22 protein-coding genes, 1 tRNA gene and 1 pseudogene are annotated in these 26,939 nt (G+C 72.5%); 14 read left to right on the forward strand and 10 right to left on the reverse strand.

The window, feature by feature from the left end; translation table 11 throughout:
* Positions 1-104 precede the first annotated feature (104 nt).
* The 3 genes from EST54_RS02940 to EST54_RS02950 form a co-directional block, all read right to left on the reverse strand.
* A complete protein-coding gene (locus EST54_RS02940; protein ID WP_129244675.1) occupies positions 105-788 on the reverse strand; it encodes a hypothetical protein in 684 nt (227 codons plus the stop codon).
* 193 nt (positions 789-981) lie between these two features.
* Positions 982-1,362 carry an SdpI family protein gene (locus tag EST54_RS02945; protein ID WP_129244677.1) on the reverse strand — a complete coding sequence of 127 codons (381 nt, stop codon included), beginning with the start codon at positions 1,360-1,362 and terminating at the stop codon, positions 982-984.
* A gap of 386 nt (positions 1,363-1,748) precedes the next feature.
* On the reverse strand, positions 1,749-2,366 hold the full coding sequence (locus tag EST54_RS02950; protein WP_129244678.1) for an SACE_7040 family transcriptional regulator: 618 nt from the start codon (positions 2,364-2,366) through the stop codon (positions 1,749-1,751).
* Between the two features lie 145 nt (positions 2,367-2,511).
* Here EST54_RS02950 and EST54_RS02955 point away from each other — a divergent pair, with 145 nt between their 5' ends.
* Genes EST54_RS02955 through EST54_RS02970 form a run of 4 tightly spaced genes read left to right on the forward strand, consistent with a single transcriptional unit; the run spans position 2,512 to position 8,271 of the window.
* Entirely contained in the window at positions 2,512-4,143 is a 1,632-nt protein-coding gene (locus EST54_RS02955) for a carboxyl transferase domain-containing protein (protein ID WP_129244680.1), read from the forward strand.
* Positions 4,144-4,160: 17 nt separating this feature from the next.
* Positions 4,161-6,173 (forward strand): ATP-binding protein, encoded by a 2,013-nt coding sequence (locus EST54_RS02960; protein ID WP_129244682.1) that lies wholly within the window; start codon positions 4,161-4,163, stop codon positions 6,171-6,173.
* On the forward strand, positions 6,170-7,111 hold the full coding sequence (locus EST54_RS02965; RefSeq protein ID WP_129244684.1) for a hydroxymethylglutaryl-CoA lyase: 942 nt from the start codon (positions 6,170-6,172) through the stop codon (positions 7,109-7,111). Before EST54_RS02960 ends, EST54_RS02965 begins: the two co-directional genes overlap by 4 nt.
* A 5-nt stretch (positions 7,112-7,116) precedes the next feature.
* A complete protein-coding gene (locus EST54_RS02970) occupies positions 7,117-8,271 on the forward strand; it encodes an acyl-CoA dehydrogenase family protein (RefSeq protein ID WP_174857380.1) in 1,155 nt (384 codons plus the stop codon).
* A gap of 42 nt (positions 8,272-8,313) precedes the next feature.
* Here EST54_RS02970 and EST54_RS02975 read toward each other — a convergent pair whose 3' ends face one another.
* Entirely contained in the window at positions 8,314-9,915 is a 1,602-nt protein-coding gene (locus EST54_RS02975; protein WP_129244686.1) for a beta-N-acetylhexosaminidase, read from the reverse strand.
* A 188-nt stretch (positions 9,916-10,103) separates the two neighbouring features.
* On the opposite strand from EST54_RS02975, the gene EST54_RS02980 reads away from it, so the two are divergent.
* Both EST54_RS02980 and glmS read left to right on the forward strand, forming a co-directional pair.
* Positions 10,104-10,394 (forward strand): hypothetical protein, encoded by a 291-nt coding sequence (locus tag EST54_RS02980; RefSeq protein ID WP_129244688.1) that lies wholly within the window; start codon positions 10,104-10,106, stop codon positions 10,392-10,394.
* A gap of 61 nt (positions 10,395-10,455) precedes the next feature.
* Positions 10,456-12,285: a glutamine--fructose-6-phosphate transaminase (isomerizing) gene (gene glmS / locus EST54_RS02985; protein ID WP_129244690.1), complete on the forward strand. Its 1,830-nt coding sequence runs from the start codon at positions 10,456-10,458 to the stop codon at positions 12,283-12,285.
* 549 nt (positions 12,286-12,834) lie between these two features.
* Here glmS and EST54_RS02990 read toward each other — a convergent pair.
* Positions 12,835-13,356 (reverse strand): universal stress protein, encoded by a 522-nt coding sequence (locus EST54_RS02990; protein WP_006605445.1) that lies wholly within the window; start codon positions 13,354-13,356, stop codon positions 12,835-12,837.
* A 1,022-nt stretch (positions 13,357-14,378) separates the two neighbouring features.
* Between EST54_RS02990 and EST54_RS03000 the strand changes: the two genes are divergently transcribed.
* The 3 genes from EST54_RS03000 to EST54_RS03010 all read left to right on the forward strand — a co-directional run bounded on the left by EST54_RS03000 (position 14,379) and on the right by EST54_RS03010 (position 16,527).
* Positions 14,379-15,665: a GlxA family transcriptional regulator gene (locus tag EST54_RS03000; protein WP_129244692.1), complete on the forward strand. Its 1,287-nt coding sequence runs from the start codon at positions 14,379-14,381 to the stop codon at positions 15,663-15,665.
* 5 nt (positions 15,666-15,670) lie between these two features.
* Positions 15,671-16,291: an oligoribonuclease gene (orn, locus tag EST54_RS03005; RefSeq protein ID WP_040899217.1), complete on the forward strand. Its 621-nt coding sequence runs from the start codon at positions 15,671-15,673 to the stop codon at positions 16,289-16,291.
* 160 nt (positions 16,292-16,451) lie between these two features.
* Positions 16,452-16,527: transfer RNA gene (locus EST54_RS03010), tRNA-His, on the forward strand.
* A 518-nt stretch (positions 16,528-17,045) separates the two neighbouring features.
* On the opposite strand, the pseudogene EST54_RS03020 reads toward EST54_RS03010, so the two are convergent.
* From EST54_RS03020 to EST54_RS03030, 3 genes and pseudogenes are all read right to left on the reverse strand, one after another.
* Positions 17,046-17,957, reverse strand: a pseudogene (locus tag EST54_RS03020) (chitinase); the annotation flags it as partial.
* Positions 17,958-18,302: 345 nt separating this feature from the next.
* The gene (locus EST54_RS03025) at positions 18,303-19,703 is read right to left on the reverse strand and encodes a sensor histidine kinase (protein WP_129244698.1); all 1,401 of its coding nucleotides are present in this window, start codon (positions 19,701-19,703) and stop codon (positions 18,303-18,305) included.
* Positions 19,700-20,392: a response regulator transcription factor gene (locus EST54_RS03030; protein WP_129244700.1), complete on the reverse strand. Its 693-nt coding sequence runs from the start codon at positions 20,390-20,392 to the stop codon at positions 19,700-19,702. The genes EST54_RS03025 and EST54_RS03030 overlap by 4 nt, the downstream gene beginning before the upstream one ends.
* 119 nt (positions 20,393-20,511) lie before the next feature.
* On the opposite strand from EST54_RS03030, the gene EST54_RS03035 reads away from it, so the two are divergent.
* A complete protein-coding gene (locus tag EST54_RS03035; protein ID WP_129244702.1) occupies positions 20,512-21,072 on the forward strand; it encodes a hypothetical protein in 561 nt (186 codons plus the stop codon).
* Positions 21,073-21,123: 51 nt separating this feature from the next.
* On the opposite strand, the gene EST54_RS03040 is transcribed toward EST54_RS03035, so the two are convergent.
* Positions 21,124-21,984 (reverse strand): spermidine synthase, encoded by an 861-nt coding sequence (locus tag EST54_RS03040; RefSeq protein WP_129244704.1) that lies wholly within the window; start codon positions 21,982-21,984, stop codon positions 21,124-21,126.
* A 192-nt stretch (positions 21,985-22,176) separates the two neighbouring features.
* The gene (locus EST54_RS03045; protein ID WP_129244706.1) at positions 22,177-22,491 is read right to left on the reverse strand and encodes a chaplin; all 315 of its coding nucleotides are present in this window, start codon (positions 22,489-22,491) and stop codon (positions 22,177-22,179) included.
* Between the two features lie 245 nt (positions 22,492-22,736).
* Here EST54_RS03045 and EST54_RS03050 point away from each other — a divergent pair, with 245 nt between their 5' ends.
* From EST54_RS03050 to EST54_RS03060, 4 genes are all read left to right on the forward strand, one after another.
* On the forward strand, positions 22,737-23,828 hold the full coding sequence (locus tag EST54_RS03050; RefSeq protein ID WP_129244708.1) for a DUF3344 domain-containing protein: 1,092 nt from the start codon (positions 22,737-22,739) through the stop codon (positions 23,826-23,828).
* A gap of 165 nt (positions 23,829-23,993) precedes the next feature.
* The gene (locus tag EST54_RS03055) at positions 23,994-25,484 is read left to right on the forward strand and encodes a sugar transferase (RefSeq protein ID WP_129244710.1); all 1,491 of its coding nucleotides are present in this window, start codon (positions 23,994-23,996) and stop codon (positions 25,482-25,484) included.
* Positions 25,481-25,636, forward strand: coding sequence for a hypothetical protein (locus EST54_RS33995; protein ID WP_154074007.1), 156 nt, complete (start codon positions 25,481-25,483; stop codon positions 25,634-25,636). Before EST54_RS03055 ends, EST54_RS33995 begins: the two co-directional genes overlap by 4 nt.
* Complete coding sequence (locus EST54_RS03060; RefSeq protein WP_129244712.1) at positions 25,633-26,907, forward strand: glycosyltransferase; 1,275 nt, start codon at positions 25,633-25,635, stop codon at positions 26,905-26,907. The genes EST54_RS33995 and EST54_RS03060 overlap by 4 nt, the downstream gene beginning before the upstream one ends.
* Positions 26,908-26,939 lie beyond the last annotated feature (32 nt).

Consider the following 26,939-nt stretch of genomic DNA (forward strand, 5'->3'; position numbering starts at 1 on the left):
GCGACCTCGGCTGCGTGTGGTCCGATGGATCAGCGGGGTGTGCCGGCCGCGGCGTCGCCACGGCCGGCACACCCGTCATTCCTGCTGCTCGGCGAGCCGGTCGCCTACAGGCTCCGAGCCACGTCCGAGACCATGGTCTCGGCGTCCAGGCTGTTGGGCTGGCTCATGTCGAACCCGTAGCTCACCGCGGACGGGACCACCACCAGGGCGATGGCGACCTCGGTCGCGCCGGCCACATTCGCGTATCCGATGGCGTTGATGGCGCCGATCACGTTGATCTCGATCAGGCCGTTGACGTCGTGCCACCACCAGCCGTTGGTGCGGGCCGTGTCCTTGGTGGTGGCCGTCTTCTGCCCCGCGATGTACTTCTTCACGTCGTCGTTGAGCCGGAGCATGCCCTGCTTGGCCTGGAACGGGTCGTTGATCTGGACCGGAACCGTCACCTTCTCGTGGAAGGCCGAGTCGATCCGCTTGAGTACCTTGGTGAATTCGGCTATCTCGGCCGCCGTCACCTTGTCCGCCCCGTCCGTGCGCCGGGCCCTGATCTTCTTGGCCAGGGCGGGGTGGTCGTGAGCGGCCCTGCCCTTGGCGAAGATGAGCAGGCCGACGATGTCCTCGTCGGAGTACTTGATGTGGTGCTTCGCGGCGCCGCCGGAAGCGGCCAGGCCCTGCGCCGCCGGGGCGGCTGCCACCGCCGGCGGGGCGGCCACGGCCGACGCGCCACAGGCCACGATTCCGGCCAGTGCCGCTGCCGAAGTGGCGAGTACGGCAGTTCTCTTGAAATGCATCGCTTACCTTCACATGTCGGTTGATGGTGGAGGTGGTTGGCCATGCCGGAACACACGACGGCAGGCCCGCCGTCTGCTTGGCATGGGAAAGAGGGCGCCCGTCGCTCGGCGCACACGGCCGGCCGCCCGGCGCGGCGATCCGCCGCACCGGCGGTGGGGCCAAGGGGTGACTGGAGAGAGGGAGAGGTGCGACTCAGTCCAGGTGCCGGCGCTCCTCGCGCACCGCGGCACGGGCGGCCGTGGTGGACGAGAGGGCGATGACGGCATCCACGCTGCCGCTGGTCACGACGATCACCACGTAGACCCAGGACGGGCCACCGAGGAAAGCGTTGACCAACGACGCGACGGCTGCGAGGACGAGCACCGGAATCAGGCGCACGTATTTCCGCTGGGCCGCATGCTGCCCGGCACGCCAGGCGGCGTCGCCGCTCCGGGTTTCCTTGCTGCGCATTCCGGCAAAAGAATTCCTGCGCAGTGTGCCTTTTCGACTCTTGCCGGCGATGACCCCGACAATGACGGCGGCGACGGCGAAAATTCCGCTCAGAACAATGCCCGCCACGGATTGGCTGGTCATCGACACATCATGCGGTCCGCGGACCGGGTTCCTCTTACGTGAAGCTCAGGCACCGAAACGTCTCCCCCGTGAGTACGCAGCTTCCGGCGCTACGTGGTCCCCCGTCGGCCGGCCCTGCGGGCCACTGATCTACGGGCGTAGCAACTGCGGTTCATCCTGACACCGTCGTTCGCGGCAATCAACGGCAATCCGGGAGCCTTGACGCCGTCCACACGGCCGCAGATCCTCCGGTTCGGTCCCGGCAATGCGTCCCACACCTGAGAAGGCGGTCGCCGGGCGCATTCCCTTTGTCATCCCATAAAATCTGCCATGGCAATTCCTTGGGAATTTCTTGGTGATCCGGCAGCCATCGGCCGGTCGGCGACCAGCGCGGCCGGCGGCCGGGATCACTTCGCCGGCAACGGGTCCCGGTCCGCTGCCGCCGCGAACGCCCCCAGGGCGAGCCGCTTGAGCAGGGACTCGGTGGCCGCACGGGGCAGCAGGCCGGCGCGCGCGCTGAGGTGCGGGGTGGAGTTGAGCAGCCCGAAGACCGCGTGGACCGCAGACCGGGCCTCGACCTCCGCGCACACGGGATAAACCTCCCGCACGACCTCCACCCACAGCTCCACGTACTGCCGCTGGAGCTGGCGGACCCGCTTGCGGTCGGCCTCGCGCAGCCGGTCCAGTTCGCGGTCGTGCAGGGTGATCAGCGGGCGGTCGTCCAGCGCGAAGTCGATGTGGCCGTCGATCAGTGCGCGCAGCACCGCCTCGGGGCTCTCGCCGCCCTCCGCGACCCGCATCCGCCCGCCGTCCAGCAGCCGCTCGCTGATGCCGACCAGCAGCTCGGCCAGCATGGCGTCCTTGCCGGCGAAGTGCCGGTAGAGACCGGGGCCCGAGATGCCCACGGCCGCCCCTATTTCGTCCACGCCGACGCCGTGAAAACCGCGCTCCGCGAAGAGCCGGGCCGCCTCCCTGAGGATCTGCTCACGGCGGCTGATCGGGGCGGGGGCCTGCGCATTACTCATGCCGTCGATTGTAGACAGCCGGGTTAGTGCTCGTTAACCTGAAGGGAGTGTGGTTAACGCCCATTAACCCGGCCATCAACCCGAATGGCCCGGCAGCCGCGGACCGCGGCGACGGGACAGCGACCGAGCAAGGGGGCTCTTACTGATGGAGCAGGCACCGGTGCTGGGGAGTACCGCCGATCCGGCGTCCGACTCCTGGCGTGCCAACGAGGCCGCGCACCGCGAGCTGGCCGCCCAGCTGCGCGAGAAGCTCGCGGCGGCCCGGCTGGGCGGCGGCGAGAAGGCCAGGGCGCGGCACACCGCGCGCGGCAAGCTGCTGCCGCGTGACCGGGTGGACGCCCTGCTGGACCCCGGCTCGCCGTTCCTGGAGCTGGCGCCGCTGGCCGCGGAGGGGATGTACGGCGGGGCCGCGCCGGCCGCGGGCGTGATCGCCGGCATCGGCCGGGTCTCCGGCCGCGAGACGGTGATCGTCGCCAACGACGCCACGGTCAAGGGCGGCACGTACTACCCGATGACGGTCAAGAAGCACCTGCGGGCGCAGGAGATCGCCCTGGAGAACCGCCTGCCCTGTCTGTATCTCGTGGACTCCGGCGGCGCCTTCCTGCCGATGCAGGACGAGGTCTTCCCCGACCGGGAGCACTTCGGGCGGATCTTCTACAACCAGGCGCGGATGTCGGGGGCGGGTATCCCGCAGATCGCCGCCGTCCTCGGTTCCTGCACGGCGGGCGGTGCGTACGTCCCCGCCATGAGCGACGAGGCCGTGATCGTCCGCAACCAGGGCACGATCTTCCTGGGCGGGCCGCCGCTGGTGAAGGCCGCCACCGGCGAGGTGGTCACCGCCGAGGAGCTGGGCGGCGGCGAGGTGCACGCCAGGACCTCCGGCGTCACCGACCATCTCGCCGAGGACGACGCCCATGCGCTGCGCCTGGTGCGCACCATCGTCTCCACCCTGGGCGAGCGCGCGCCGCTGCCGTGGACGGTGCGGACCGTCGAGGAGCCCAAGGCCGATCCGGCCGGGCTCTACGGCATGGTGCCCGCGGACTCCCGTACGCCCTATGACGTGCGCGAGGTGATCGCCCGCCTCGTGGACGGTTCGCGCTTCGCGGAGTTCAAGGCGGAGTACGGCACGACGCTGGTCACCGGCTTCGCCCACCTCCACGGCCATCCGGTCGGCATCGTCGCCAACAACGGCATCCTGTTCTCCGAATCCGCCCAGAAGGGCGCCCACTTCATCGAGCTGTGCGACCAGCGCGGCATCCCGCTGCTGTTCCTCCAGAACATCTCCGGCTTCATGGTCGGCCGCTCGTACGAGGCCGGCGGGATCGCCAAGCACGGCGCGAAGATGGTGACGGCGGTGGCCTGCACCCGCGTCCCGAAGCTGACGGTCGTCATCGGCGGCTCGTACGGGGCGGGCAACTACTCCATGTGCGGCCGGGCCTATTCGCCGCGCTTCCTGTGGATGTGGCCGAACGCCAAGATCTCGGTGATGGGCGGCGAACAGGCCGCCTCCGTCCTCGCGACCGTCAAGCGCGACCAGCTGGAGGCGCACGGCGAGGAGTGGAGCGCCGAGGAGGAGGACGCCTTCAAGGCGCCGGTCCGCGCGCAGTACGAGTCCCAGGGCAACGCCTACTACGCGACCGCGCGGCTGTGGGACGACGGCGTCATCGACCCGCTGGAGACCCGGCAGGTGCTGGGCCTGGCGCTGACCGCCTGCGCCAATGCGCCGCTCCCCGAAAAGGACAGCACCGCGCCCGGCTACGGCGTCTTCCGGATGTGAGAGGGATGTCCCCAGGTATGGCCACCAATTTCGACACCGTGCTCATCGCCAACCGCGGCGAGATCGCGGTCCGTGTCATCCGCACCCTGCGCGCCCTCGGCATCCGCTCGGTCGCCGTCTTCAGCGACGCGGACGCCGGGGCCCGGCACGTCCGCGAGGCCGACACGGCCGTACGGATCGGCCCGGCCCCGGCCGCCGAGAGCTATCTGTCCGTGGAGCGGCTGCTGGCGGCGGCCGCCCGCAGCGGTGCACAGGCGGTCCACCCCGGCTACGGCTTCCTCGCCGAGAACGCCGCCTTCGCCCGTGCCTGCGCGGACGCCGGGCTGGTCTTCATCGGCCCGCCCGCCGACGCCATCGAGCTGATGGGCGACAAGATCCGCGCCAAGGAGACGGTGCGTACGGCCGGTGTCCCGGTCGTCCCCGGCTCCTCGGGCAGCGGGCTGAACGACGCGCAACTGGCCGCCGCGGCCCGGGAGATCGGCATGCCGGTGCTGCTCAAGCCGTCCGCGGGCGGCGGCGGCAAGGGCATGCGGCTGGTGCGCGACGCGTCGCTGCTGGCCGACGAGATCGCCGCCGCCCGCCGCGAGGCCCGCTCCTCCTTCGGCGACGACACCCTGCTCGTCGAGCGCTGGATCGACCGGCCCCGGCACATCGAGATCCAGGTCCTGGCGGACGGCCACGGCAACGTCCTCCACCTCGGCGAGCGCGAGTGCTCCCTCCAGCGCCGCCACCAGAAGGTGATCGAGGAGGCCCCCTCGGTGCTGCTGGACGAGGCCACCCGCGCCGCGATGGGCGAGGCGGCCGTCCAGGCGGCCCGCTCCTGCGGCTACCGCGGCGCCGGCACCGTCGAGTTCATCGTCCCGGGCAAGGACCCCGCCTCGTACTTCTTCATGGAGATGAACACCCGTCTCCAGGTGGAGCACCCGGTCACCGAGCTCGTCACCGGCCTCGATCTGGTGGAGTGGCAGCTGCGGGTGGCGGCCGGCGAGCATCTCCCCTGCGCCCAGGAGGACATCACCCTGACCGGGCACGCCATCGAGGCGCGGATCTGCGCCGAGGACCCCGCCCGCGACTTCCTGCCGACCGGCGGCACGGTGCTGGCGCTGCGCGAGCCGCAGGGCGGTGGGGTGCGCACGGACTCGGGGCTCTCGGAGGGCGGGGAGGTCGGCAGCCGCTATGACCCGATGCTGTCCAAGGTCATCGCCCATGGCCCGGACCGGGCGACGGCACTGCGCCGGCTGCGGGCCGCACTGGCCGACACCGTCACCCTCGGCGTGACGACCAACGCCGGTTTCCTGCGCCGGCTGCTGGCCCACCCGGACGTGGTCTCCGGCGAACTGGACACCGGCCTGGTGGAGCGGGAGGCGGCCGGGCTGGTCGACGGCGCGGTGCCGGACGAGGTGTACGCGGCGGCCGCGGCGGTACGGCAGGCCGCGCTGGAGCCGCCGGCGGACGGCGGCGGCTGGCGCGACCCGTTCGCCACCCCCAGCGGCTTCCGGCTCGGCGGCGAGCCCGCCCCCGTCCGCCACTGGCTGCGGGTACCGGGCCACGACCCCGTCGCCCGTGACGTCCGGCCGGACGCGCCGGCCGGGCAGGTCACCGCGGACCGGGTACGGGTCACCGTCGACGGCGTGGTGCACGGCTTCCACCGCGCCGGCGACTGGCTCGGCAGGGACGGCGACTCCTGGCAGGTGACCGACCACGACCCGGTGGCGGCGGCGCTGCGCGGGGCCGCCGGGGCGCACGGCGCGGACACCCTGGCGGCCCCGATGCCGGGCACCGTCACCGTCGTCAAGGTCGCCGTCGGCGACGACGTGGCCGCGGGCCAGGGCCTGTTGGTCGTGGAGGCGATGAAGATGGAACACGTCATCTCCGCACCGCACGCCGGACGGGTCACCGAACTGGACGTCACCGCGGGGTCGACCGTCGCCATGGACCAGATCCTGGCCGTGGTCGCCCCGCACGAGGACGCCGACGAGGCCGCCGCGTCCGCCGGCGCCTCCGAGGGCGGGCAGGAGAGCGCCTCATGACCGCGACCGGACTGCCGATGGAGGTCCCCGCGGAGGGGCTGCCCACCCGCGTACGGATCCATGAGGTCGGCGCGCGCGACGGGCTGCAGAACGAGCAGACCGTCGTCCCCACGGAGATCAAGGCGGAGTTCATCCACCGCCTCGCCGCGGCGGGTCTGCCGCTCGTCGAGGCCACCAGCTTCGTCCATCCCAAGTGGGTGCCCCAACTCGCCGACGCGGAGCAGCTGTTCCCGCAGCTGGCCGACCTCGACCCGCACCGGCTGCCCGTCCTGGTGCCCAACGAACGCGGTCTGGACCGTGCGCTCGCCCTGGGCGCCCGCCGGATCGCGGTGTTCGGCAGCGCCACCGAGTCGTTCGCCCAGGCCAACCTCAACCGCACGGTCGACGCGGCACTGGCGATGTTCGCGCCGGTCATCGCGCGGGCCAAGGACGCCGGGGTGCATGTCCGCGGCTACCTCTCGATGTGCTTCGGCGACCCCTGGGAGGGCCCGGTGCCCGTGGCGCAGACCGTCCGGGTCTGCCGGGAGCTGCTCGACCTGGGCTGTGACGAGCTGAGCCTGGGCGACACCATCGGCGTGGCCACCCCCGGTCATGTGCAGCAGCTGCTCGCCGCCCTCAACGAGGCGGGGGTGCCCACCTCCCGCCTGGGCGTCCACTTCCACGACACCTACGGGCAGGCCCTCGCCAACACCTTCGCCGCGCTCCAGCACGGCGTGACCACCATCGACGCCTCGGCGGGCGGCCTCGGCGGCTGCCCGTACGCCAAGAGCGCCACCGGAAACCTCGCCACCGAAGACCTCGTGTGGATGCTGCACGGCCTCGGCATCGAGACCGGGGTCGACCTGGACCGCCTGACCGCCACCAGCGTGTGGATGGCCGAGGCCCTGGGCCGGCCGAGCCCCTCCCGTACCCTCCGTGCCCTCTCCCACAAGGAGTGACCCTCATGTCCCTGGACCACCGTCTGCCCGCCGAGCTGGAAGAACTCCGGCGCACGGTCGAGGCGTTCGCGCACGACGTCATCGCCCCGAAGATCGGCGAGTACTACGAGCAGCATGCGTTCCCGTACGAGATCGTGCAGGAGATGGGCCGGATGGGCCTGTTCGGCCTGCCGTTCCCCGAGGAGTACGGCGGGATGGGCGGCGACTACCTCGCGCTCGGCATCGCCCTGGAGGAGTTGGCCCGGGTGGACTCCTCGGTGGCCATCACCCTGGAAGCCGGCGTCTCCCTGGGCGCCATGCCGATCTACCACTTCGGCACGGAGGAGCAGAAGCGCGCGTGGCTGCCCAAGCTGTGCAGCGGTGAGGTGCTCGGCGCCTTCGGCCTCACCGAGCCGGACGGCGGCTCGGACGCCGGCGCGACGCGGACGACCGCGGTGCGCGAGGGCGGGGACTGGGTGATCAACGGCAGCAAGTGCTTCATCACCAACTCCGGTACGGACATCACCGGTCTGGTCACGGTCACCGCCGTCACCGGCCGCAAGGCCGACGGCTCCCCGCTGATCTCCTCGATCATCGTGCCGTCCGGCACCCCGGGCTTCACGGTCGGCGCCCCGTACTCCAAGGTCGGCTGGAGCGCCTCCGACACCCGGGAGCTGTCCTTCTCCGACGTACGGGTCCCGGCCGCCAACCTCCTGGGCGAGGAGGGCCGCGGCTACGCCCAGTTCCTGCGCATCCTCGACGAGGGCCGGATCGCCATCGCGGCGCTGGCCACCGGCCTGGCGCAGGGGTGTGTGGACGAGTCGGTGCGCTACGCCAAGGAGCGGCAGGCCTTCGGCCGGCCGATCGGCGGCAACCAGGCGATCCAGTTCAAGCTCGCCGACATGGAGATGCGCGCCCACACCTCCCGGCTGTCCTGGCGCCATGCCGCCTCCCGGCTGGTGCACGGCGAGCCGTTCAAGAAGGAGGCCGCGCTCGCCAAGCTCTACTCGTCCGAGATCGCGGTGGACAACGCCCGCGAGGCCACCCAGATCCACGGCGGGTACGGCTTCATGAACGAGTACCCGGTCGCCCGGATGTGGCGGGACGCCAAGATCCTGGAGATCGGCGAGGGCACCAGCGAGGTCCAGCGGATGCTGATCGCCCGGGAGCTGGGGCTCTGACGCCGGACCGGCCGGGCGTCCGCGGACGCCCGGCCGGCGGGCTCACTTCCCGGGCCAGGGCACGTCCGGTGAGCGGTAGTAGTTGATGCCCAGGGCGTCCCAGCGCGGCCCCTGGGCGGCCAGCCGCACCTTGTAGCCGTCCCAGTCGTGGCTGTCCGCCGGGGACCAGCCCAGCTCCGCGATGCCCGGCAGCCGCGGGAAGGCCATGTACTCGATGTGCGCGGTGGTGGAGAGGGTCTCGGACCACAGCGGCGCCTCGACGCCGAGGACGGAATCGGCGGGCGCGCCGTCGAGATAGCGGCCCGGGTCCCAGTCGTAGGCGCGCTTGACGTCGACATAGCCGGCCCAGGACAGGCCCAGCGGCGTGTTCCGGTCGTACTTCATGTCGAGGTAGGCGCGGTCGGCCGGCGAGAGGATCAGCCGGGTGCCGTTCCTGGCGGCGTCGGCGACCTGGGCGCGCTCCGCCGTGCCGGTCTTGTCATAGCCCCAGTACTGGGCGACGGCGCCCTTGACCGGGTGCGCTCCGGTCAGCTGGTGCCAGCCGACCACGGTCTTGCCGTACTTGGCGACGACCGGCTGCACCTTGTCCATGAAGGTCACGTAGTCCGCATGGCTGGTGGAGTGTGCCTCGTCGCCGCCGATGTGGAGGTACCTGCCGGGCGTCAGGGCCGCCAGCTCGCGGATGACGTCGTCCACGAAGTCGTAGGTCACCTGCTTCGGCGCGCACAGCGAGCTGAAGCCGACCTTGGTGCCGGTGTAGAGCGGCGGGGCCTGGCCGTTGCAGTTGAGCTCCGCGTAGGAGGCGAGCGCGGCGTTGGTGTGGCCGGGCATGTCGATCTCGGGGACGACGGTCAGATAGCGGTCGGCGGCATAGCGGACGATCTCGCGGTAGTCGTCCTTGGTGTAGTAGCCGCCGCGGCCGCCGCCGACCTGGGTGGAGCCGCCGTAGGTCGCCAGCCGCGGCCAGGACTTGACGGCGATCCGCCAGCCCTGGTCGTCCGAGAGGTGCAGATGCAGCTTGTTGATCTTGTACATGGCGAGTTGGTCGATGTAGCGCTTGACCTGCGCGACGGTGAAGAAGTGCCGCGAGACATCGAGCATCGCCCCGCGGTAGGCGTAGCGAGGCGCGTCGGTGATGGTGCCGCCGGCGATCCGCCAGGGCCCGCGCCGCGCACCCCGCCGGCCGTCGACGGGCAGCAGCTGGCGCAGCGTCTGGACGCCGTGGAAGAGGCCGGCCGGGCGGGCGGCGCTGAGGGTGACCGTGCGGCCGGCGGAGGTCAGCCGGTAGCCCTCGGCACCCAGGCCCCCGGTGCCGCTGCCGCCGAGCCGCAGCACGATGCCGTCCCGGCCCTCCTTGGTGGTCACCGGGAAGGCGAAGCCGGTGGCGGGCCGCAGCAGCCCCGCCAGCCGGCCGGCGATCTTCCGGGCCTCGCCGGAGCCGCCCGGGACGCGGATCGGGGTGTGCGCGCCGAGGGTGACGGCGTCGCCTCCGCCGCGCACGGACGCGGGAGCGGGGATGACCTGGTCCAGGGGGGTGGCGGCCCGGGCGGTGGCTCCGGTGGCGCCCTGCGGGGGTACGGCGGCGGTTCCCAGCCCCGCCGCGGCGACCAGCAGCAGGGAGAACAGCAGTCTGCGTCGTCTCATCGACGATCCCTTCGGCAACGTCGTGCATGGCATCGTGCATGGCATGGAGCGACCGAACGGTGACCATGCGTACCGTGACCCTCTGATCCGGTCAAGGTTCAGACCAGTTTCCGGCCGCCAAACCGGGGATGTGCCCGATAGCGGGCAGATTTCTTGCGATTCCTCGCGCCGCCAAGCAATATCGACGGGTGCTCGAACGCCGTAACCGCAGCGCAGAGGCGCCGCACGAAGACCTGGTGGACCACCTGGTGCGCAGCACGCCGCTGCAGCGCGGTGAGGCCGCCCGGGTGGTGCTGGACGTGCTGGCGTACTTCGACGAGACGACGGAGGAATTCGTCCGCCGCCGCCATCGGGAGCTGCAGTCCCAGGGACTGCGCAACGAGGAGATCTTCGAGCGGATCCGCCACGAGATGCCGCACCGCGCCGTGGCCCCGCCCGATCTCTCGGCCCGTCAGCTGCGCCGCCTCGTCTACGGCTGACGCCCCCGCCACGGGCGCCGGGCACGACCATTGCCACACCATTTTCTCGGAGGGTCACTGTATGTGCGGGATCGTCGGCTACATCGGCAAACGTGATGTCGCTCCGCTGCTCCTGGAGGGCCTGCAGCGCCTGGAGTACCGCGGCTACGACTCGGCGGGCATCGCCATCCACGCCAACGGCACCGGCAAGGCCGCGGGCGGCCTGAAGACCGCCAAGGCCAAGGGCCGGGTCCGCGAGCTGGAGTCCCGCCTGCCGAAGCGCTTCGCGGGCTCCACCGGCATCGCGCACACCCGCTGGGCCACCCACGGCGCGCCGACCGACGAGAACGCCCACCCGCACCTGGACACCGAGGGCAAGGTCGCGGTCGTCCACAACGGCATCATCGACAACGCCGCCGAACTGCGCGCCAAGCTCCTCGCCGACGGCATCACCTTCGCCTCGGAGACCGACACCGAGGTCCTCGCCCACCTCATCGCCCGTTCCGACGCCGAGAAGCTGGAGGAGCGGGTCCGCGAGGCGCTGCGGCACATCGAGGGCACCTACGGCATCGCCGTGCTGCACGCCGACTTCCCCGACCGGATCGTGGTCGCCCGCAACGGCTCCCCGGTCGTCCTCGGCATCGGCGAGCACGAGATGTTCGTCTCCTCGGACGTCGCCGCACTGGTCTCGCACACCCGCCAGGTCGTCACCCTCGACGACGGCGAGATGGCCACGCTCAAGGCCGACGACTACCGCACGTACACCACCGAGGGCTCGCGGACGACGGCGACGCCGGAGACCGTCGAGTACGCGGCCGAGTCGTACGACATGGGCGGCCACGACACCTACATGCACAAGGAGATCTCCGAGCAGGCGGACGCGGTGGACCGCGCGCTGCGCGGCCGGATCGACGACCGCTTCTCCACCGTGCACCTCGGCGGCCTGAACCTCGACGCCCGCGAGGCGCGCGGGGTACGCCGGGTCAAGATCCTGGGCTGCGGCACCTCGTACCACGCGGGCCAGATCGGCGCCCAGATGATCGAGGAGCTGGCCCGCATCCCCTCGGACGCCGAGCCGGCCTCCGAGTTCCGCTACCGCAACCCGGTCGTCGACCCCGACACCCTCTACGTCGCGGTCTCCCAGTCCGGCGAGACCTACGACGTCCTGGCGGCCGTCCAGGAGCTCAAGCGCAAGGGCGCGCGGGTGCTGGGCCTGGTGAACGTGGTCGGCTCGGCGATCGCCCGGGAGACCGACGGCGGCATCTACGTCCACGCGGGCCCCGAGGTCTGCGTCGTCTCCACCAAGTGCTTCACCAACATGGTGGTCTCCTTCGCGCTGCTCGCCCTGCACCTGGGCCGGATCCGTGACCTCTCGGTCGCGGACGGCAAGCGGATCATCGAGGGCCTGCGCAAGCTGCCCGGCCAGATCGACGAGATCCTCAAGGGTGAGGAAGAGATCAAGAAGCTGTCGGCCGCCTACGCGGACGCCAAGTCGATGATGTTCATCGGCCGGGTGCGCGGCTACCCCGTGGCCCGTGAGGCCTCCCTGAAGCTCAAGGAGGTCTCCTACATCCACGCCGAGGCCTACCCGGCCTCGGAGCTCAAGCACGGCCCGCTGGCCCTCATCGAGCCCGCCATGCCCACCGTCGCGATCGTCCCGGACGACGACCTGCTGGAGAAGAACCGCGCCGCCCTGGAGGAGATCAAGGCCCGCAGCGGCCGCATCCTGGCCGTCGCACACCAGGAGCAGGAGAAGGCCGACCACACCATCGTCGTCCCCAAGAACGAGCCCGAGCTGGACCCGATCCTGATGGGCATCCCGCTCCAACTCCTCGCCTACCACACGGCATTGGCCCTCGGCCGCGACATCGACAAGCCCAGGAACCTGGCCAAGTCCGTCACGGTCGAATAACCCGCCCGAGGCCGCCCGCCAAGCCCTTGACCGCGGAGCGGTCAAGCCCGGCAACCTCGCCAAGCCGATGCCGATAACCGTGAAGTGGCCCACCCAAGACCACCGAAGCGACAATTGAGCACCCCCACGGCGAGCAACCCCCTCCGCGAAAGCGGCGCCGGTTCAAGCGCAAAGGGGGGCGGCGGCTCCGTGCGTGCCACCTTGCGCACGGAGCCGCCGCCTCCCCTGCGCCGGCGTCGCCCATACGCCGGCAGGATGCCGCCGCTCCGGGAACCGTCACCACCCGGGCGGCAGCACGCAGTTGCCGTGTGCGCGGCCGCCGGGCCCGTAACGCGGCGCGCCCACGTGACCGTTTTCTACCCCTCACAAGCGCACAATCCACCTCCCGCCGGCCGGCGAAATACGCCTGCGCACAATCCCCATGACGCCCCCTCACCTGTGTGCACACAGCGGAGAATCGAGGCGGCACGGGACGGCGCGGGACGACGGCCGCATCAGGGATACGGCAGGGATACGCCAGGGACGCGTCAGAGGTGCGCCAGGGATCCCTCAGGGGATCACGATGACCGGGCGCTGCGCCCGGCGGGCCAGCCGCCCGGCGACCGAGCCGAAGATCCGGCCGACCAGGCCGTGCGTGGAGCCGACCACGATCGCGTCGGCCTCGTACTCCTGGCCGACCTCTTCCAGCTCGTGACAGATGTCACCGCCGCGCTCGACGAGGATCCAGGGGACCTCGGAGAGATGATCGGCACAGGCCAGCTCCAGGCCGAGGACTTCGGTGCGGTGATCCGGTACGTCCACGAAGACCGGGGGCTCACAGCCCGCCCAGACGGTCGTCGGCAGCCGGTTGGCCACATGGACGATGATCAACCCGGAGCCGAGGCGCCGGGCCATACCGATTGCATACGCCAATGCCCGCTCGCTCGACATGGAGCCGTCGAAGCCGACCACGACGCCATGACGGAACGCAGGGTCGCAGGAGTGGCGCGTCTTTTCCGCCGCTTCGAGGTCCGCCATCGGATCGGCGACCTGCTTGCGGTCCGCGGGTTCGGGGATTTCGTGACCGGCCATGGATGTCTCGGCGAGGGCGTCCTCTTGCGGAGGGGCGAACGGGGAACAGCGATTGACTTGATCCGGCAGTTGACTGAGCTGGCTCGATCGAGGTCCGGGAGCCATAGTTCAAAGAGGAACGATACGACTGGGAATCATCTTCCCAACCCGATACCCCAAGAGTACGGCGCCACTCCCCCGCTGCCCAGAGCACGCCGAGGACGCGGAGCGCCCGCGCGAGCCGGGTGGGGCCTCGAACGTTCCCCGGAGCATGCCGGAGCGTGGCGCGGATGGCAATGCCCCGGCCTGCCCCCGTACGTACCCTCTGACGGTGACCCATGATCGTCGGCGGCGTTGTATCCAGCAGCCCGTCCGAGGGGAGCACATGGTGCCGTTGCCGTCCGACAGATCACCCGACCCGGTGAGCGATGTGGTGCGCTGGGGCGCGTTCAGCTGCGCCCTGGTGCCCTTCGTATTGATCCTCAGCGGTGCCTCCTGGGCCGGCGCGGTCGGCGCGGCCGCCGGCCTGGGCGCGGTGACCTGCGTCTGTCGCGCACTGTTGCGGCAATCCGAACGGACCGCCGCGCGGGTCCGGGTGCGCGACTTCGGAAGACACCGGGACAGAACGGGACGTCCGGGTCCGGCAGCGCACGGGGGCGGGCGCCATTCCGGAGGGCGTACGCCGGTCAACTGAGGCCTCCGCAAGTCCGCGCGCGACCGTTTTCAGCCAACTTCCGGCCGAGGTCCGTACCTTCCCCTGAGCCCCTCTCAACCCTGGTGTGAGCAGGGAGGAAAGGACCGCTGGGCATGGTTGTGCCCTACTGCGAACGGGCAGAGCCGAGACGCGTACTTCCCATGGAGGCCCGACGAGTGGAACGCTTCGTGATCGAATGCTTCGCGCCAAGTTGCCATATCGACATACCAGCGGGTGGTGAACTTGGCACTCCATCCTCACGGAACACAGTAGATTCGATCTTGGTAGTAACGGCGGGGGAACTGTGCAGGACCGAGAGGGCGAGACGACCGAGGGGGGCTTAAGTGCCATGAGCCAGGACTCCGCTGCCGTACCAGATGCCGCACGCAAGCTCGCCGCCCGACGACGCCGCGAAATAGTCGCGGTGCTCCTCTTCAGCGGCGGCCCCATTTTCGAGAGCTCCATTCCGCTCTCGGTCTTCGGCATCGACCGCCAGGACGCAGGCGTCCCGCGGTACCGGCTACTTGTGTGCGCGGGCGAAGATGCGCCTTTGCGCACGACCGGGGGGCTCGAACTGTCGGCCCCCTACGGGCTGGAGGCGATCTCCCGTGCCGGGACGGTCGTCGTACCGGCCTGGCGTTCCATCACCCAGGCCCCGCCGCCCGCCGCGCTCGACGCGCTGCGCCGCGCGCATGAAGAAGGGGCCAGAATCGTCGGGCTGTGCACGGGGGCGTTCGTCCTCGCCGCGGCCGGACTCCTCGACGGCCGGCCGGCCACGACCCACTGGATGTACGCACCGACGCTCGCCAAGCGTTATCCGTCCGTCCACGTGGACCCCCGCGAGCTCTTCGTCGACGACGGCGATGTGCTCACCTCCGCGGGAACGGCGGCAGGCATCGACCTGTGTCTGCACATCGTGCGCACCGACCACGGCGCGGACGCCGCGAACGCGCTGGCCCGCCGGCTCGTCGTGCCGCCCCGCCGGACCGCGTCCGACATGGGGCACCAGCGCTACCTCGACAGGTCATTACCTGAAGAGATCGGCGCCGACCCGCTCGCCGAGGTCGTCGCCTGGGCGCTGGAGCACCTCCACGAGCAGTTCGACGTGGAGACGCTCGCGGCGCGCGCGTACATGAGCCGGCGCACCTTCGACCGGCGCTTCCGCTCCCTGACCGGAAGCGCTCCGCTCCAGTGGTTGATCACCCAGCGGGTCCTGCAGGCCCAGCGGCTGCTGGAGACCTCCGACTACTCGGTGGACGAGGTCGCGGGGCGCTGCGGCTTCCGCTCGCCGGTGGCGCTGCGCGGGCATTTCCGGCGGCAGCTGGGCGCCTCACCCGCGGCCTACCGCGCGGCCTACCGCGCGCGCCGGCCGCACGGGGCACCCGAGCCCGCGCTCAGGCCTGAGCGGGCCGACCGCGCCGAGCGGCCGGAGCGCGAGCGGGCGGCGCTGGGTGCGAGCGGCGGGGACCGGTTCTCCGCCGCCGCGCTGGCCGGCCACGGTCTGGCGACCGCGGAACCGGGCGAGGCGGGCAAACCGCAGCCGGAGGGCTACGCCTCCCGGCTGGCGGAGGCCGCCGTCGGGCGGGGACCGGCCCGGCCCGTGCTGCCCGGACAGCGCGAGCGCCCCGTAGGGTGAGATGTATGAACGATCGCATGGTGTGGATCGACTGCGAGATGACCGGACTCTCGCTGGCGAATGACGCGCTCATCGAGGTGGCCGCACTGGTCACCGACTCGGAGCTGAATGTGCTGGGCGACGGGGTGGATGTGGTGATCCGCCCTCCCGCCGAGTCGCTCGGCACCATGCCGGAGGTGGTGCGCCAGATGCACACCGCCTCCGGGCTGCTGGAGGAGCTGGACGGCGGGACGACGCTGGAGGCGGCCGAGGCGCAGGTGCTTGCGTACATCAAGCAGCATGTGCCGGAGCCGGGGAAGGCGCCGCTGTGCGGCAACTCCGTCGGCACCGACCGCGGCTTCCTGCTGCGCGACATGCCGACGCTGGAAAGCTATCTGCACTACCGGATCGTCGACGTCTCGTCCGTGAAGGAACTGGCCCGGCGCTGGTTCCCGCGGGCGTACTTCAACAGTCCGGACAAGAACGGCAACCACCGGGCGCTGGCGGACATCCGCGAATCCATCGCGGAGCTGCGCTACTACCGCGAGGCGGTCTTCGTACCGCAGCCCGGACCCGACTCGGACACCGCGAAGGCCATCGCCGCCAAGCACGTCCTTCCTGCTGAGCCGCAGTCCACGCCACAGTGAGCCGTGGGGGTGCGTGTCGTGTGGTTCCTTGCGGGTCCGCCGTGACCCGCACGACACGCCCTCGGTCCCGGGACACAAAACCTGGGCGCGAGCACCCCTCGGGACCCTGTACACTTTTTCTCAGCCGGTGGGGAAAAAGAACCACACAGCACCGGTCATGGTGGGTATAGCTCAGCTGGTAGAGCACCTGGTTGTGGTCCAGGATGTCGCGGGTTCAAGTCCCGTTACTCACCCCACTTCAAGGCCCCCGACCTCAGGTCGGGGGCCTTGACGTTTGTCGGCCCGAGGACAAGGAGCCGGAGGGCGGGTCCAGAACGTCGCCGATGGTCACCGTGGGGTTCGGGCGGGTGAGGGTGATCTTCGCGGGGAGGGGCGCGGACGGGGCACGGGATTGCGGACGGGCGCGGAGGTGCCGAGGGGCCCGGTGCCCCAGTGGCCGCGGCGACCCGGTGGGCGCGGTGACCCGGCGACCGCGGTGGAGGAGCCTCGGAGGATGCGGCTGCCGACGGGGCGACGTGCCCCCGAAGGGGCAGTCCGGACATAGCGGACATGAGGATCTCACCGCGGCGGCAGACGGGCACCGCCCCGGTCGTCTTCCGTACGGCGGGGCGGTGCGGGGCGGGGCCGTCCGGGCCGGTGGGCCGCCCTGCGCGGCGGCGGGACGCAGCGGCGGGACGCGGCGGTAGGGGGAGTCCGCCGCGCCCCGCCGTGGGGGCGAGCGGTCCGGGCCGGCGCCCGGGCCGCCGGTGGGGGGTCAGCCGGTGTAGGCCCCGAAGGCCTTGGTGAAGTCCAGCGGCTTCTGGTCGATGGAGCTGCAGGTCGGCTGCGCCGAGGGGGCCGGGCCGCCCGGGCAGGGCTGGTCGCGGGTCGAGGACCACATCGACAGGCCGCCCAGGTGCTTGTCCTTGGCGAACGCCACCAGCTGCTTGGCGTCGTCGAGCCGGAAGACCTCCTGCTGGACGTCGTTGACGCCGATCATCGGGGTCACGGCCACGGCCTTCCAGGCGGCCGCGTCGCTCAGCCCGAGCGCCTTCTTGAGCTGGCCCTGGGTGGCCGTGGCGGCCTGGGTGGCGTAGGTGCCCATGTCGCCGCTGTAGGAGGCGCCGTAGTCCATCGCCATGATGTTGACGGCGGAGATCTTGACGCCGTTCTTCTTGGCGTCGGCGACCAGGTTCACCCCGTCCTGGGTCAGGCCCTCGGGCATGACCGGCAGGGTGAAGGAGACGTCCAGGCCGGGGTGGGTCTTCTGGAGCTGGGCGATGGCCTGGGCGCGGCGGGTGTTGGCGGCGGCGTCGGGCAGGGCGCCGCCCTCGATGTCGAAGTCGGCCTTGGTGAGCTTGAACTGGTCGATGACCTTGCCGTACGCGGCGGCCAACTGGTCCGCGGAGCCGCAGACCAGGGCGAGTTCGGAGCCGGTGGCGCCGCCGAAGGAGACCCGGGCGTCGCCGCCGGCCTTGCGCAGCGCGGGTATCTGCCGGGCCACCGCGTCGTTGCCGAGCTCGCCGGAGCCGCCCCACTTGGGGTCGCAGCCGCCGCCGGAGGTGATGAAGGCCAGGGTGAAGTTCTTCACCCCGGTCTTCCGCGCGGTGCCGGGCAGGTCGTAGGCGGGGGTGAGCGAGGTGTCGACGTACGGGGCGAAGCCGGCGGCGGCCTTGGCGGTGGTGCCGGCGGTCCGCGGGGCCTTGGCAGCCATGGCGCCGCCGGCGACGGCGACGGCACCGCCCGCCGCGACCACGGCGGCGGCGCCGGTCACGATCAGCTGGGTGGTGCGGCTCTTGCGCCGGCGGTGTGCCGAGGAAGTCATCTCGTGCCTGCCTGTCGTCACGTGGGGGGTGGGGTGGGGTGCACCGTGGTGCGTCCCGCACGCTAGCGGCAGGGAAACGGACAAATGTCGGTAATGGTGCGGAGGTTGGGGGACTTATGACCGCCTTAAGGAAGCGGAAGGGGGTGGTTAAGAGCCAGGGGCACATGCCCCGCCGGATGCCGGGCGCCTGCCCCGCCGGACGGGCGGTCAGGAGCCGGGGCGCGCGGCCCGCCGACGGCGGCCGAGGGTGCGGCGCAGCCGGTGCCCGCGCCGTCCGCCCTGGCGGGCGCGCCGGTCGTCCAGCGCCAGCCAGACCCGCACCTCGGTGCCGCCGAGGACGGAACGGCCCAGGCGGACATCGCCACCGGTGGATTCGGCCAGCCGCCGCACGATGTCCAGGCCGAGGCCGGTGGAGCCCTCCCCGCCCCCGCCGTGGCCGCGGCGCAGCGCGGCGTCCGGGTCGGCGATGCCCGGGCCGGCGTCCGAGACCAGCACGATCACCGCCTCGTCCGCGTTGTGGACGTCGACCGCGAAGGCGGTGCCCTCGGGGGTGTGCCGGAAGACGTTGCCGAGCATCGCGTCCAGGGCGGCGGCGAGTTCGGGGCGGGCGACCGGGACCCGTACGGGGCGGTCGGCACCGGCGATGCGCACGGTGCGGCCCTCGTCCTCGGCGAGCGCGGACCAGAAGCCCATCCGCTCGCGGATCACCTCGGCGGCGTCACAGCCGGCCGCGGCGGCCGTCTGCTGGGTCTGGGCCTTCTGCTCGCGGACGGTGCGGATGATCTGGTCGACCTCCCGCTCCAGCTGGGCGACGGCGGCCCGGGTCTGCTCGGCGGCCGGGGTGTCGCCGAGCGAGGCGGCGTTGAGCCGGAGCACGGTCAGCGGGGTGCGCAGCCGGTGCGAGAGATCGGCGGCCAGCTCGCGTTCGTTGGCCAGGAGTTGGACGACCTGGTCGGCCATGGAGTTGAAGGCGCTGGCCGCCAGCCGCAGTTCCGTGGGCCCGTCCTCCTGGACGCGTACGCCGAGCTTGCCCCGGCCGAGGTCGTGGGCGGCGCCGGCCAGCCGCTGCGCGGGGCGCACCATGCGGGTGCCGAGCCGGTCGGCGACCGCGACCGAGCCGATGACCAGCGCCAGGCCGACGCCGGCCAGCACCACCCAGGAGGTGGTGACGCCGTTGGTGAGGGCCGCGTCGGGGACGAAGACCTCCACGACGGCGATCCCGGAGGCGACAGCGGTCGGCTGCAGGAGCGCGGAGCCGCCGCGGACCGGGGAGATGGAGGCCCGGCCGAGCTTCACGGCAGCCGCCACGTCCGCCTCCGCCGCGCGCCGGGCGCCGATCTCGGCGGGCCTGCCGTTCCGGCCGCTGGCCGGCACATGGACGCCGATCCGGCCGCCCGGGCCGGTCTCGGCGCTGGCGACGGCGCGTTCGAGCTGGGTGCGGTCGGTGGTGATGGCGAGGACCGGACCGATCGTGGCGGCCTGCCGCTCGGCGTTGGAGTACGCGCGGTCGCGGGCCAGTTCCTTGACGACGAGGCCGAGCGGGACGGCGAACGCGACCACGACCATGGTGGTGACCGCCAGCGCCACCTTGACCAGGGCCCATCTCACCGCGGCGGCTCCAGCTTCACGCCGACGCCGCGCAGGGTGTGCAAGTACCGGGGCCGCGCCGCGGTCTCCCCCAGCTTGCGGCGCAGCCAGGACAGATGGACGTCGATGGTCTGGTCGTCGCCGTAGGACTGCTGCCAGACCTCGGCGAGGAGTTCCTTGCGGGCGACGACGACACCGGGCCGCTCGGCGAGGAAAGCCAGCAGATCGAATTCCCGGCGGGTCAAGTCGAGTGCGGTGCCGTCGAGTTCGGCCTGCCGGCGCAGCGGGTCGATGGACAGGCCGCCGACCCGGATCACCCGTGAGGGCGGTTCCGCGCCGGAGGCGGTGACCCGGGAGCGGCGCAGGACGGCCGCCATCCGCGCCGAGAGGTGCTCGACGGAGAACGGCTTGGTGAGATAGTCGTCGGCGCCGTCGTTGAGCAGCCGGACGATCTCGGCCTCGTCGTCCCGGGCTGTGGCGATGATCACGGGCACATCGGTGATCCCGCGCAGCATCTTCAGCGCCTCGCCGCCGTCCAGATCGGGCAGGCCGAGGTCGAGGACGACCACGTCGAAGCCGACCTGTGCCACCTCGCGCAGCGCCTCCAGAGCGGTGCCGACGCTGCGCACCGCATGGGCGGCCTCGGTCAGATGCCGGATCAGCGCCGAGCGTACGAACTGGTCGTCCTCGACCACGAGCACACGTGCCATGGGCGGCACCGTACGCCATTCGGGGCCGGTTCCCCGCCGGGTGTTGACACCGTGACAGAGCGGTGGGCCGTGCGGCAGCGGGCTGCGTCCGCGCGGTCCGGTGGTGCAGTATGAGCCGGATGCAACGAGGACTGGTTCACGCGGTGGCCTGGACGCTGGCGACCGGCGCCGCGGTGACGCTGTCGTGGTTCGGGGTGCACACCGTGCTGTCCGGCACCGCGTACGACCCGCCGCGCGCGCTGCCGCTGTCCGCCCGGGTGTCCGGGGCCGCGCCGGACGGCGACGCCTCCCCGCGGGCCTCCTCCACGCACCGCCCCAAGCCGTCCCGTTCGCCGGACCGCGGCCCGGCGCCCGCCGACGGCACGCCCTCCGGTCCGGCGGCCCCGTCCGCCACGGGCGGCGCCCGGCCGCACCCGGACCCGTCCCCGCAGGACAGCTACCCGCAGGCCTCCGGCGGCCGGATCAAGAGCTACTCCACGGCGGGCGGCCGGGTGGTCTTCGATCTGGGCGGCCGCTCGGCCGAGTTGGTGTCGGCGACGCCCGACGCGGGCTGGCAGATGCAGGTGTGGAAGCAGGACGGGTGGATCCGGGTCGACTTCTCCGGCAGCGCCCATACGTCGGTGTTCTGCACCTGGAACGGCCATCCGCCGACCGTGCAGATCAACACCGGCGGGGCGTAGCGGCGGGCGGCAGCGCCCGCCGCTCTGGGCCCGCGGCCCCCGGCCCCCGGCTCAGTCGAAGGCGCCGGCCGGCGGGGCGGGTGATGCGAGCGCGGTGGCGTCGGTGACCGGTGCCGCGCCGCCGGTGAAGTCCAGCAGTGCCCGGCCGTGTTCGACCCGTCCGGACTGCGGATCGGTCGCCGCCCGCCGGGTCAGTTCGGCGACGGGCAGCTCCCCGTCGGCGGCCAGCAGGACGGCGTTGCCGAAGCGCCGGCCGCGCAGGACGGCCGGGTCGGCGGTCAGGCACAGCTCGGGGAAGACCGTACGGACGGTGGCGATCTGGCCGCGCAGGAACCGCAGCGGCGGCCCGTCGGCGAGGTTCGCGGCGTAGAACCCGCCGGGGCGCAGCGCCCTGCGGACCTCCGTCACGAACTCCGTGCTGGTCAGATGCGCGGGCGTGCGCGCACCGCCGAAGACGTCGGCGATGATCAGGTCCGCCCAGCCTTCGGGGATCTTCGCCAGGCCGGCGCGGGCGTCGCCGCCGCGCACCCGGATCCGCCAGCCGCTGTCCCACGGCAGCTGCCGGCGTATGAGCTGGACCAGCGGTGCGTCGATCTCCACGACCTGCTGGGTGGACCGGGGGCGGGTCGCCGCGACATAACGGGCCAGCGTCAGTGCGCCGCCGCCGAGGTGGACGACGCGCAGCGGTGCGCCGGGCGGGCCGGCGAGGTCCGCCAGATGCCCGAGGCGCCGCTGATAGGAGAAGTCGAGGAAGGACGGGTCGTCGAGGTCCACATGGGACTGCGGGGCCCCGTCGATCAGCAGCGTCCAGCCGCGCGGCCGGTCCCGGTCGGGCCGTAGCTCGGCGAGTCCGCCGTCCACCGTCTCCGTGACGGTCTCCGGGCCGCCGCGCCCGCGTCTGCTCTTCGCCATGCCCTCCAGTATGGCCCGTGAGGTGACGCCCGAATCCGCAGGTCAGCGCAGGGGCCCGTCTCTCGCGACGCGGCCGCCTCCGGTGGTGCGGGGGCAGAGTGGCGAACCACCCACGACCGGAGCCGGAGGTGGTCCGCCAACTTGACCTCACGAACCGAGCCGGCCCGATGGTGCTCCGGACCGGCCGGCCGATCAGCGGTTGATGCAGACGTTCCCGAAGGCCGGGTTCAGCAAGCCGGGCGCGTTGACGCTGTTGCCGCACACGTTGATCGGGATGTTGATCGGCACCTGGATGTTGTTACCGCTGAGGATGCCCGGGGAACCCGCGGCAAAGCCCGCAGCGGTGGCGCCGCCGAAGCCCCGGCCATCGCGACCGAAACGACCGTGGTCGTGGCGGCCGTGGTTTCCGTGGTGACCGTCCGTGCTTGCAGATGCGATGCCGGCGCCGCTGAGCACAACGGCGCAGCTGACGGTGGCAATCGCTGCGGTCGTAACAAACCGCTTCATCCCATTCTCCTTTCAGTTCGTGAATGGGGCAACCGGTCACAACGAGCGAAATGAGTCAGGGATGCGGGCGTTCCCCCGTCCGGGAAATCGTTAGCCCTTATGGCAGTAACCAAGCGGCCCCGCGGAAGTCCGGCATTCCGCTGTTCGGGAACCCTGGCCCGGATCCGGCGTGCCTGCCGCGGTTTCCAACATGATTTCTGTCAGAGTGCTCTCCTGTTTGACTGATTGAAGTCGGAGAGGAAGACATGCGGAAGTCGATGGACCGCACCGGGCGCGGCGTCGTATGCGCACTGGCTTCCTTGGCATTGTCGGCCGCACTGTCCTCGGCGGCCGCCGCGCCGGCCCCCAGGAAATCCGCGGGAATTCCCTTCACCGAGCGCTATCACGTCACCCAGCACGGCGGTATCGCCCGCGCGGCGAACTCCTCGGCCGTCTGCAGAGCGGCGGCCGGCCGCACGGGCGGACCGTGCGCGGCGGCCCGGCAGGACGGGGCCCGCCGAATGGGGCACCACGGGACGGCGTACCCCGACGTCGACTCCGACGCCCGCACCGACAGCTCCAGCCGCGCGACCCTGCGCCTCCCGGCCGGCTCCCGGGTCAGCTACGCCCGGCTGTACTGGGGCGGCACCCTGCGGGCCGGCACCCGCAAGGCCGCCGGGAACAACGGACGGATGCTGGTCGCCGGGCCCGGCGGCCGGTACCGGACGGTGCGCGCCGACACCGTCGCCGGCCACCGCGGCCGGGCCGCGGCCGACGGCTTCCAGGCGTCCGCGGACGTCACCGGGCTGGTGCGCAGGAGCGGTCCCGGCGCCTACACGGTGGCGCGGACCAAGGGCGCGAAGAGCCCGTCCGCGGCCGGCGGGTGGGGCGGCTGGACGCTGGTGGCCGTATACGAGAACGCAAAGGAACCGCTGCGCAGAATCGCGCTGTGGGACGGCTTCCAACAGCTGGCGGCGGACCGTCGTGCGTTTACGGTCCGGCTCAACGGACTGCACATCCCGGTGAACTCACAGGGCCGCGCCGGCGTCGTCGCATATGACGGATACCGGGACCGCGGAAATGACGCACTCACCGTCCGGGCCGGCCGCCACCACCCGCTGAAGGTGCACGATTCCGCCAACCCGGCGAACGATGTGATGAACTCGACCATCACCGACTTCGGCCGGCCGGCTGCGCGGCGGCCCGCTTACCGGAACACCCTCGGATTTGATTCCGATGTATTCGACATCACCCCCGCACTGCGGTCCGGCGCCGATCGGCTCACATTCCGTTTCACCACCCGCAACCCGGGATATCTGCTCGGCGCGCTCTTCGTCCAGGCCGATACCAGGCACTGAACGGCGCGCCCGGAATTTCCCGCAGAGAGTTCTGTCGGCTCGCTAATCAGGGGAGCAGTGCGTGCTGCCGCAAGACCCGCAGTACCGAGCGCGGCCCATGACGTCGGGCGACGGCGGGGCGCGGCCCGGTGTGCCGGGCACCAGGACCAGGGAGCCGATCAGGCGATGACGACGGACAGCGCGGACGCGCCCCACTCCGCCCGGGTCCGGCCCCCGGCGGCGGCCGCCGTTCCGGCCACCGCCGCGGTCCACCCGCCGCGCGGGCCGGCCCGGGAGACCCTGCCCCCGCCCCGGCCCGGCCGCGGCGTACGACAGCGGGCCGTCGCCCCGCTGCTGGCCGCCGACTGCCTGGCCACCGTCTGCACCGCGCCGGCCGTCCTCGGCACCGGCACCGCGCCGATGGCGCTCGGCCCCATGGTCCTGGGCCTGCTGCTGCTCCACTCCCGGGCCGGCCTCTACCGTCCGCATCCCGCCCCGAGCCTCCTCGGCGCGCTGCCGGTGCTGCTCGGCCGGGCCGCCGTCTGCTGGTGCGCGGTGGCCGCGGTGCTCGCCGCCGTACGTCCCGCGCAGGCGCTGCCGCCGGCCCTGCTGGTCGGTGCGGTGGCGCTGCACACCGCGCTGGTCTGCGGCGCCCGGGCCCTGGTCCACCGGGCGCGGCGGGCCGCCGCCCGCCGCCGCCCGCGGGCCACGCTGATCGTCGGCGCCGAACCGGCCGCCCGGCAGCTCGCCGGCGTGCTGCACGCCCGCCCCGGGTACGGGATGCGCCCGGTGGGCGTGGTCGTGACGGGGGCGCCGGCCGGGCCCGAGGCGCCCCCGGAACCCGCCGGACCGCCGCGGCTCACCACCCCGCAGGACATCACCCGGGCCGTCATCCGGCACACGGTGCGGGACGCGGTGTTCACCGTGCCGCCGTACGGCGATCCGTACACCGCCGCGCTGCTGCGCCGCTTCGTCGACCAGGGCGCGGCGATCTGGCTGGCCGGTGCCGCGGCCGCCCTGGAGGGCCGCCCGCCGCCGCCGGCGTCCGGCCATCTGGGGGGCTTCGCCTGGCGGCGGCTGGAGACCGCGCCGCCGCGGCACGGCGGCGCGGGCAAGCGGGCGCTGGACCTCGTTTTGGCGGTGGTGGCCCTGGTGGTGGCGGCCCCGGTGCTGCTGGGCGGTGCGCTGGCGGTCCGGCTCGCCGACGGCCCGGGGGTGCTCTGCCGGCAGGAACGCGTCGGCCGGGGCGGCCGCGGCTTCCTGCTGCTGACGTTCCGCACCCGGCGCCCGTACGACGGGGACGCGGCGACGCCGCCCGGGGACGCGGCGGACGGCCTCCGGACGAGCCGGGTCGGCCGGCTGCTGCGGCGTACCGGGGTGGCGGGGCTGCCGCGGTGGTGGAACGTCCTGCGCGGCGACCTGAGCCTGGTCGGGCCGTGCCCGGAAGGCCCCCGCACCGTCGAGCGGTGTACCCGGAGCTGCCCGGAGTACGGCGCCCGGCACCGGATGGCGCCGGGCCTCACGGGGCTGGCGCAGGTGCACGGGCTGCACGGCGGCTCCCCCGTGGAGGACCGGGCCCGCTTCGACAACCTCTATATCGACAGCTGGTCGTGGGGGCAGGACGTCCGGATCATGCTGCGGGCCGTGGCCCGGCTGCCGCGGCGGGAGGGCCGATGAGCACCCGCGCCGCGCACCCCCTCCGGCGGCCGCACGCCCCGCGCGCGCCGCGGCCGCCGCGCCGCCGTGCGCTGCCCGCGGGCGGCCCGGCCGGCCCGGCGGCCGCCGACCAGATCACCACCCCGGCCGCTATCCCTGGAGGCATCCGGTGAAGGTTCTGCATGTGATCACAGGCCTCGAAGTGGGCGGCGCCGAACAGCAGTTGCGGCTGCTGCTGCGCCGGCTGCCCGCGTACTGCGAGGTCGTCACCCTGACCGGCCCGGGGCCGATCGCCGAGGGCATCGAGGCCGACGGCACCCGCGTCACCCACCTCGGCATGACCGGCGAGCGGGATCTGTCCGCACTCCCCCGCCTCGCCCGGCTGATCCGCGACGGCGGCTACGACCTGGTGCACACCCACCTCTACCGGGCCTGCGTCTACGGCCGGATCGCCGCCCGGATGGCCGGCGTCCGGGCCGTGGTCGCCACCGAGCACTCCCTGGGCGACGCGGTCATCGAGGGCCGCCGGCTGACCCGTGGCGTGCGGACGCTCTACCGGGCCACCGAGCGGCTGGGGGCGGCGACGGTCGCCGTTTCGGACACCGTCGCCGCCCGGCTGCGCCGCTGGGGAGTACCGGAGCAGCGGATCCATGTGGTGCCCAACGGGATCGAGGCGCACCGCTTCGCCTTCGATCCGGCCGCCCGCGCCCTGGTCCGCACCCGGCTGGGGCTGCCGCTGGACGCCTTCGTGGTCGGCGGGGCCGGCCGGCTGGTGCCCGGCAAGCGGTTCGACGTCCTGGTCCGGGCGGTGACCCAGCTGCCGGGCGTGCATCTGCTGCTGGCGGGCGAGGGGCCGGAGCGGGAGATGCTGCGGCGGATGGCGGAGCAGTTCGGCTCGGGCGACCGGATCCATCTGCTGGGCACGCGAGGCGGCGCGGTCGACACCGAGGCCGAGGGCCCGGAATCCGCCGGACCCGATATCCCGGGGCTGCTCTCCGCGGTCGACGTCTTCGTCTCCCCCTCCCCGTCGGAGGCGTTCGGGCTGGCCGTGGTGGAGGCCCTCGCGTCCGGCCTGCCCGTACTCCACGGCAGCTGCCCGGCGGTCGACGAACTGCCCGCCGACCAGGCGCCCGGCGCCCGCCACTTCAGCCCGGTCGTCCACGAACTGGCCACCGCACTACGGGAGTTGCGCCGCCGGGGACCGGACCGGCTGCCGGTCCCGCCGGTGGTGCGGCGCTATGACATCACCCGCAGCGCCGCGGCGCTGATGTCGGTCTACGAGCAGGTCCTGGCCGGCGCACCGGTACGTCGGCGCGGCCCGGCGCGGGTGTCCCCGGTGCCGGTGCCGCCGCCGCAGGGGCGGGCGGCCGCGCTCCCGGCGGCGAGCGTGTCCCTGCCGGACCCGGCCCGCTCCCCCGCCCCGTCCCCGCTCTCGAACAGGTAGGCAGCGCCATGGCCGAGACCGTGCAGCAAGCA

Origin of the sequence: Streptomyces sioyaensis, from assembly GCF_004122735.1 — a bacterium.
In the GTDB taxonomy this organism is placed as follows: domain Bacteria; phylum Actinomycetota; class Actinomycetes; order Streptomycetales; family Streptomycetaceae; genus Streptomyces; species Streptomyces sioyaensis.

Bases quoted from the DNA above. Each gene is read 5' to 3' on its own strand.
- EST54_RS03045 (WP_129244706.1), bottom strand. From the start codon at position 22,491: ATGAAGCGGTTTGTTACGACCGCAGCGATTGCCACCGTCAGCTGCGCC.
- orn (WP_040899217.1), top strand. From the start codon at position 15,671: ATGAACGATCGCATGGTGTGGATCGACTGCGAGATGACCGGACTCTCG.
- EST54_RS03030 (WP_129244700.1), bottom strand. From the start codon at position 20,392: ATGGCACGTGTGCTCGTGGTCGAGGACGACCAGTTCGTACGCTCGGCG.
- EST54_RS02975 (WP_129244686.1), bottom strand. From the start codon at position 9,915: ATGAGACGACGCAGACTGCTGTTCTCCCTGCTGCTGGTCGCCGCGGCG.
- EST54_RS02960 (WP_129244682.1), top strand. From the start codon at position 4,161: ATGGCCACCAATTTCGACACCGTGCTCATCGCCAACCGCGGCGAGATC.
- glmS (WP_129244690.1), top strand. From the start codon at position 10,456: ATGTGCGGGATCGTCGGCTACATCGGCAAACGTGATGTCGCTCCGCTG.
- EST54_RS02945 (WP_129244677.1), bottom strand. From the start codon at position 1,362: ATGACCAGCCAATCCGTGGCGGGCATTGTTCTGAGCGGAATTTTCGCC.
- EST54_RS02955 (WP_129244680.1), top strand. From the start codon at position 2,512: ATGGAGCAGGCACCGGTGCTGGGGAGTACCGCCGATCCGGCGTCCGAC.
- EST54_RS03000 (WP_129244692.1), top strand. From the start codon at position 14,379: ATGAGCCAGGACTCCGCTGCCGTACCAGATGCCGCACGCAAGCTCGCC.
- EST54_RS33995 (WP_154074007.1), top strand. From the start codon at position 25,481: ATGAGCACCCGCGCCGCGCACCCCCTCCGGCGGCCGCACGCCCCGCGC.
- EST54_RS02940 (WP_129244675.1), bottom strand. From the start codon at position 788: ATGCATTTCAAGAGAACTGCCGTACTCGCCACTTCGGCAGCGGCACTG.
- EST54_RS02950 (WP_129244678.1), bottom strand. From the start codon at position 2,366: ATGAGTAATGCGCAGGCCCCCGCCCCGATCAGCCGCCGTGAGCAGATC.
- EST54_RS03040 (WP_129244704.1), bottom strand. From the start codon at position 21,984: ATGGCGAAGAGCAGACGCGGGCGCGGCGGCCCGGAGACCGTCACGGAG.
- EST54_RS02965 (WP_129244684.1), top strand. From the start codon at position 6,170: ATGACCGCGACCGGACTGCCGATGGAGGTCCCCGCGGAGGGGCTGCCC.
- EST54_RS03035 (WP_129244702.1), top strand. From the start codon at position 20,512: ATGCAACGAGGACTGGTTCACGCGGTGGCCTGGACGCTGGCGACCGGC.
- EST54_RS03050 (WP_129244708.1), top strand. From the start codon at position 22,737: ATGCGGAAGTCGATGGACCGCACCGGGCGCGGCGTCGTATGCGCACTG.
- EST54_RS03055 (WP_129244710.1), top strand. From the start codon at position 23,994: ATGACGACGGACAGCGCGGACGCGCCCCACTCCGCCCGGGTCCGGCCC.
- EST54_RS02970 (WP_174857380.1), top strand. From the start codon at position 7,117: ATGTCCCTGGACCACCGTCTGCCCGCCGAGCTGGAAGAACTCCGGCGC.
- EST54_RS02990 (WP_006605445.1), bottom strand. From the start codon at position 13,356: ATGGCCGGTCACGAAATCCCCGAACCCGCGGACCGCAAGCAGGTCGCC.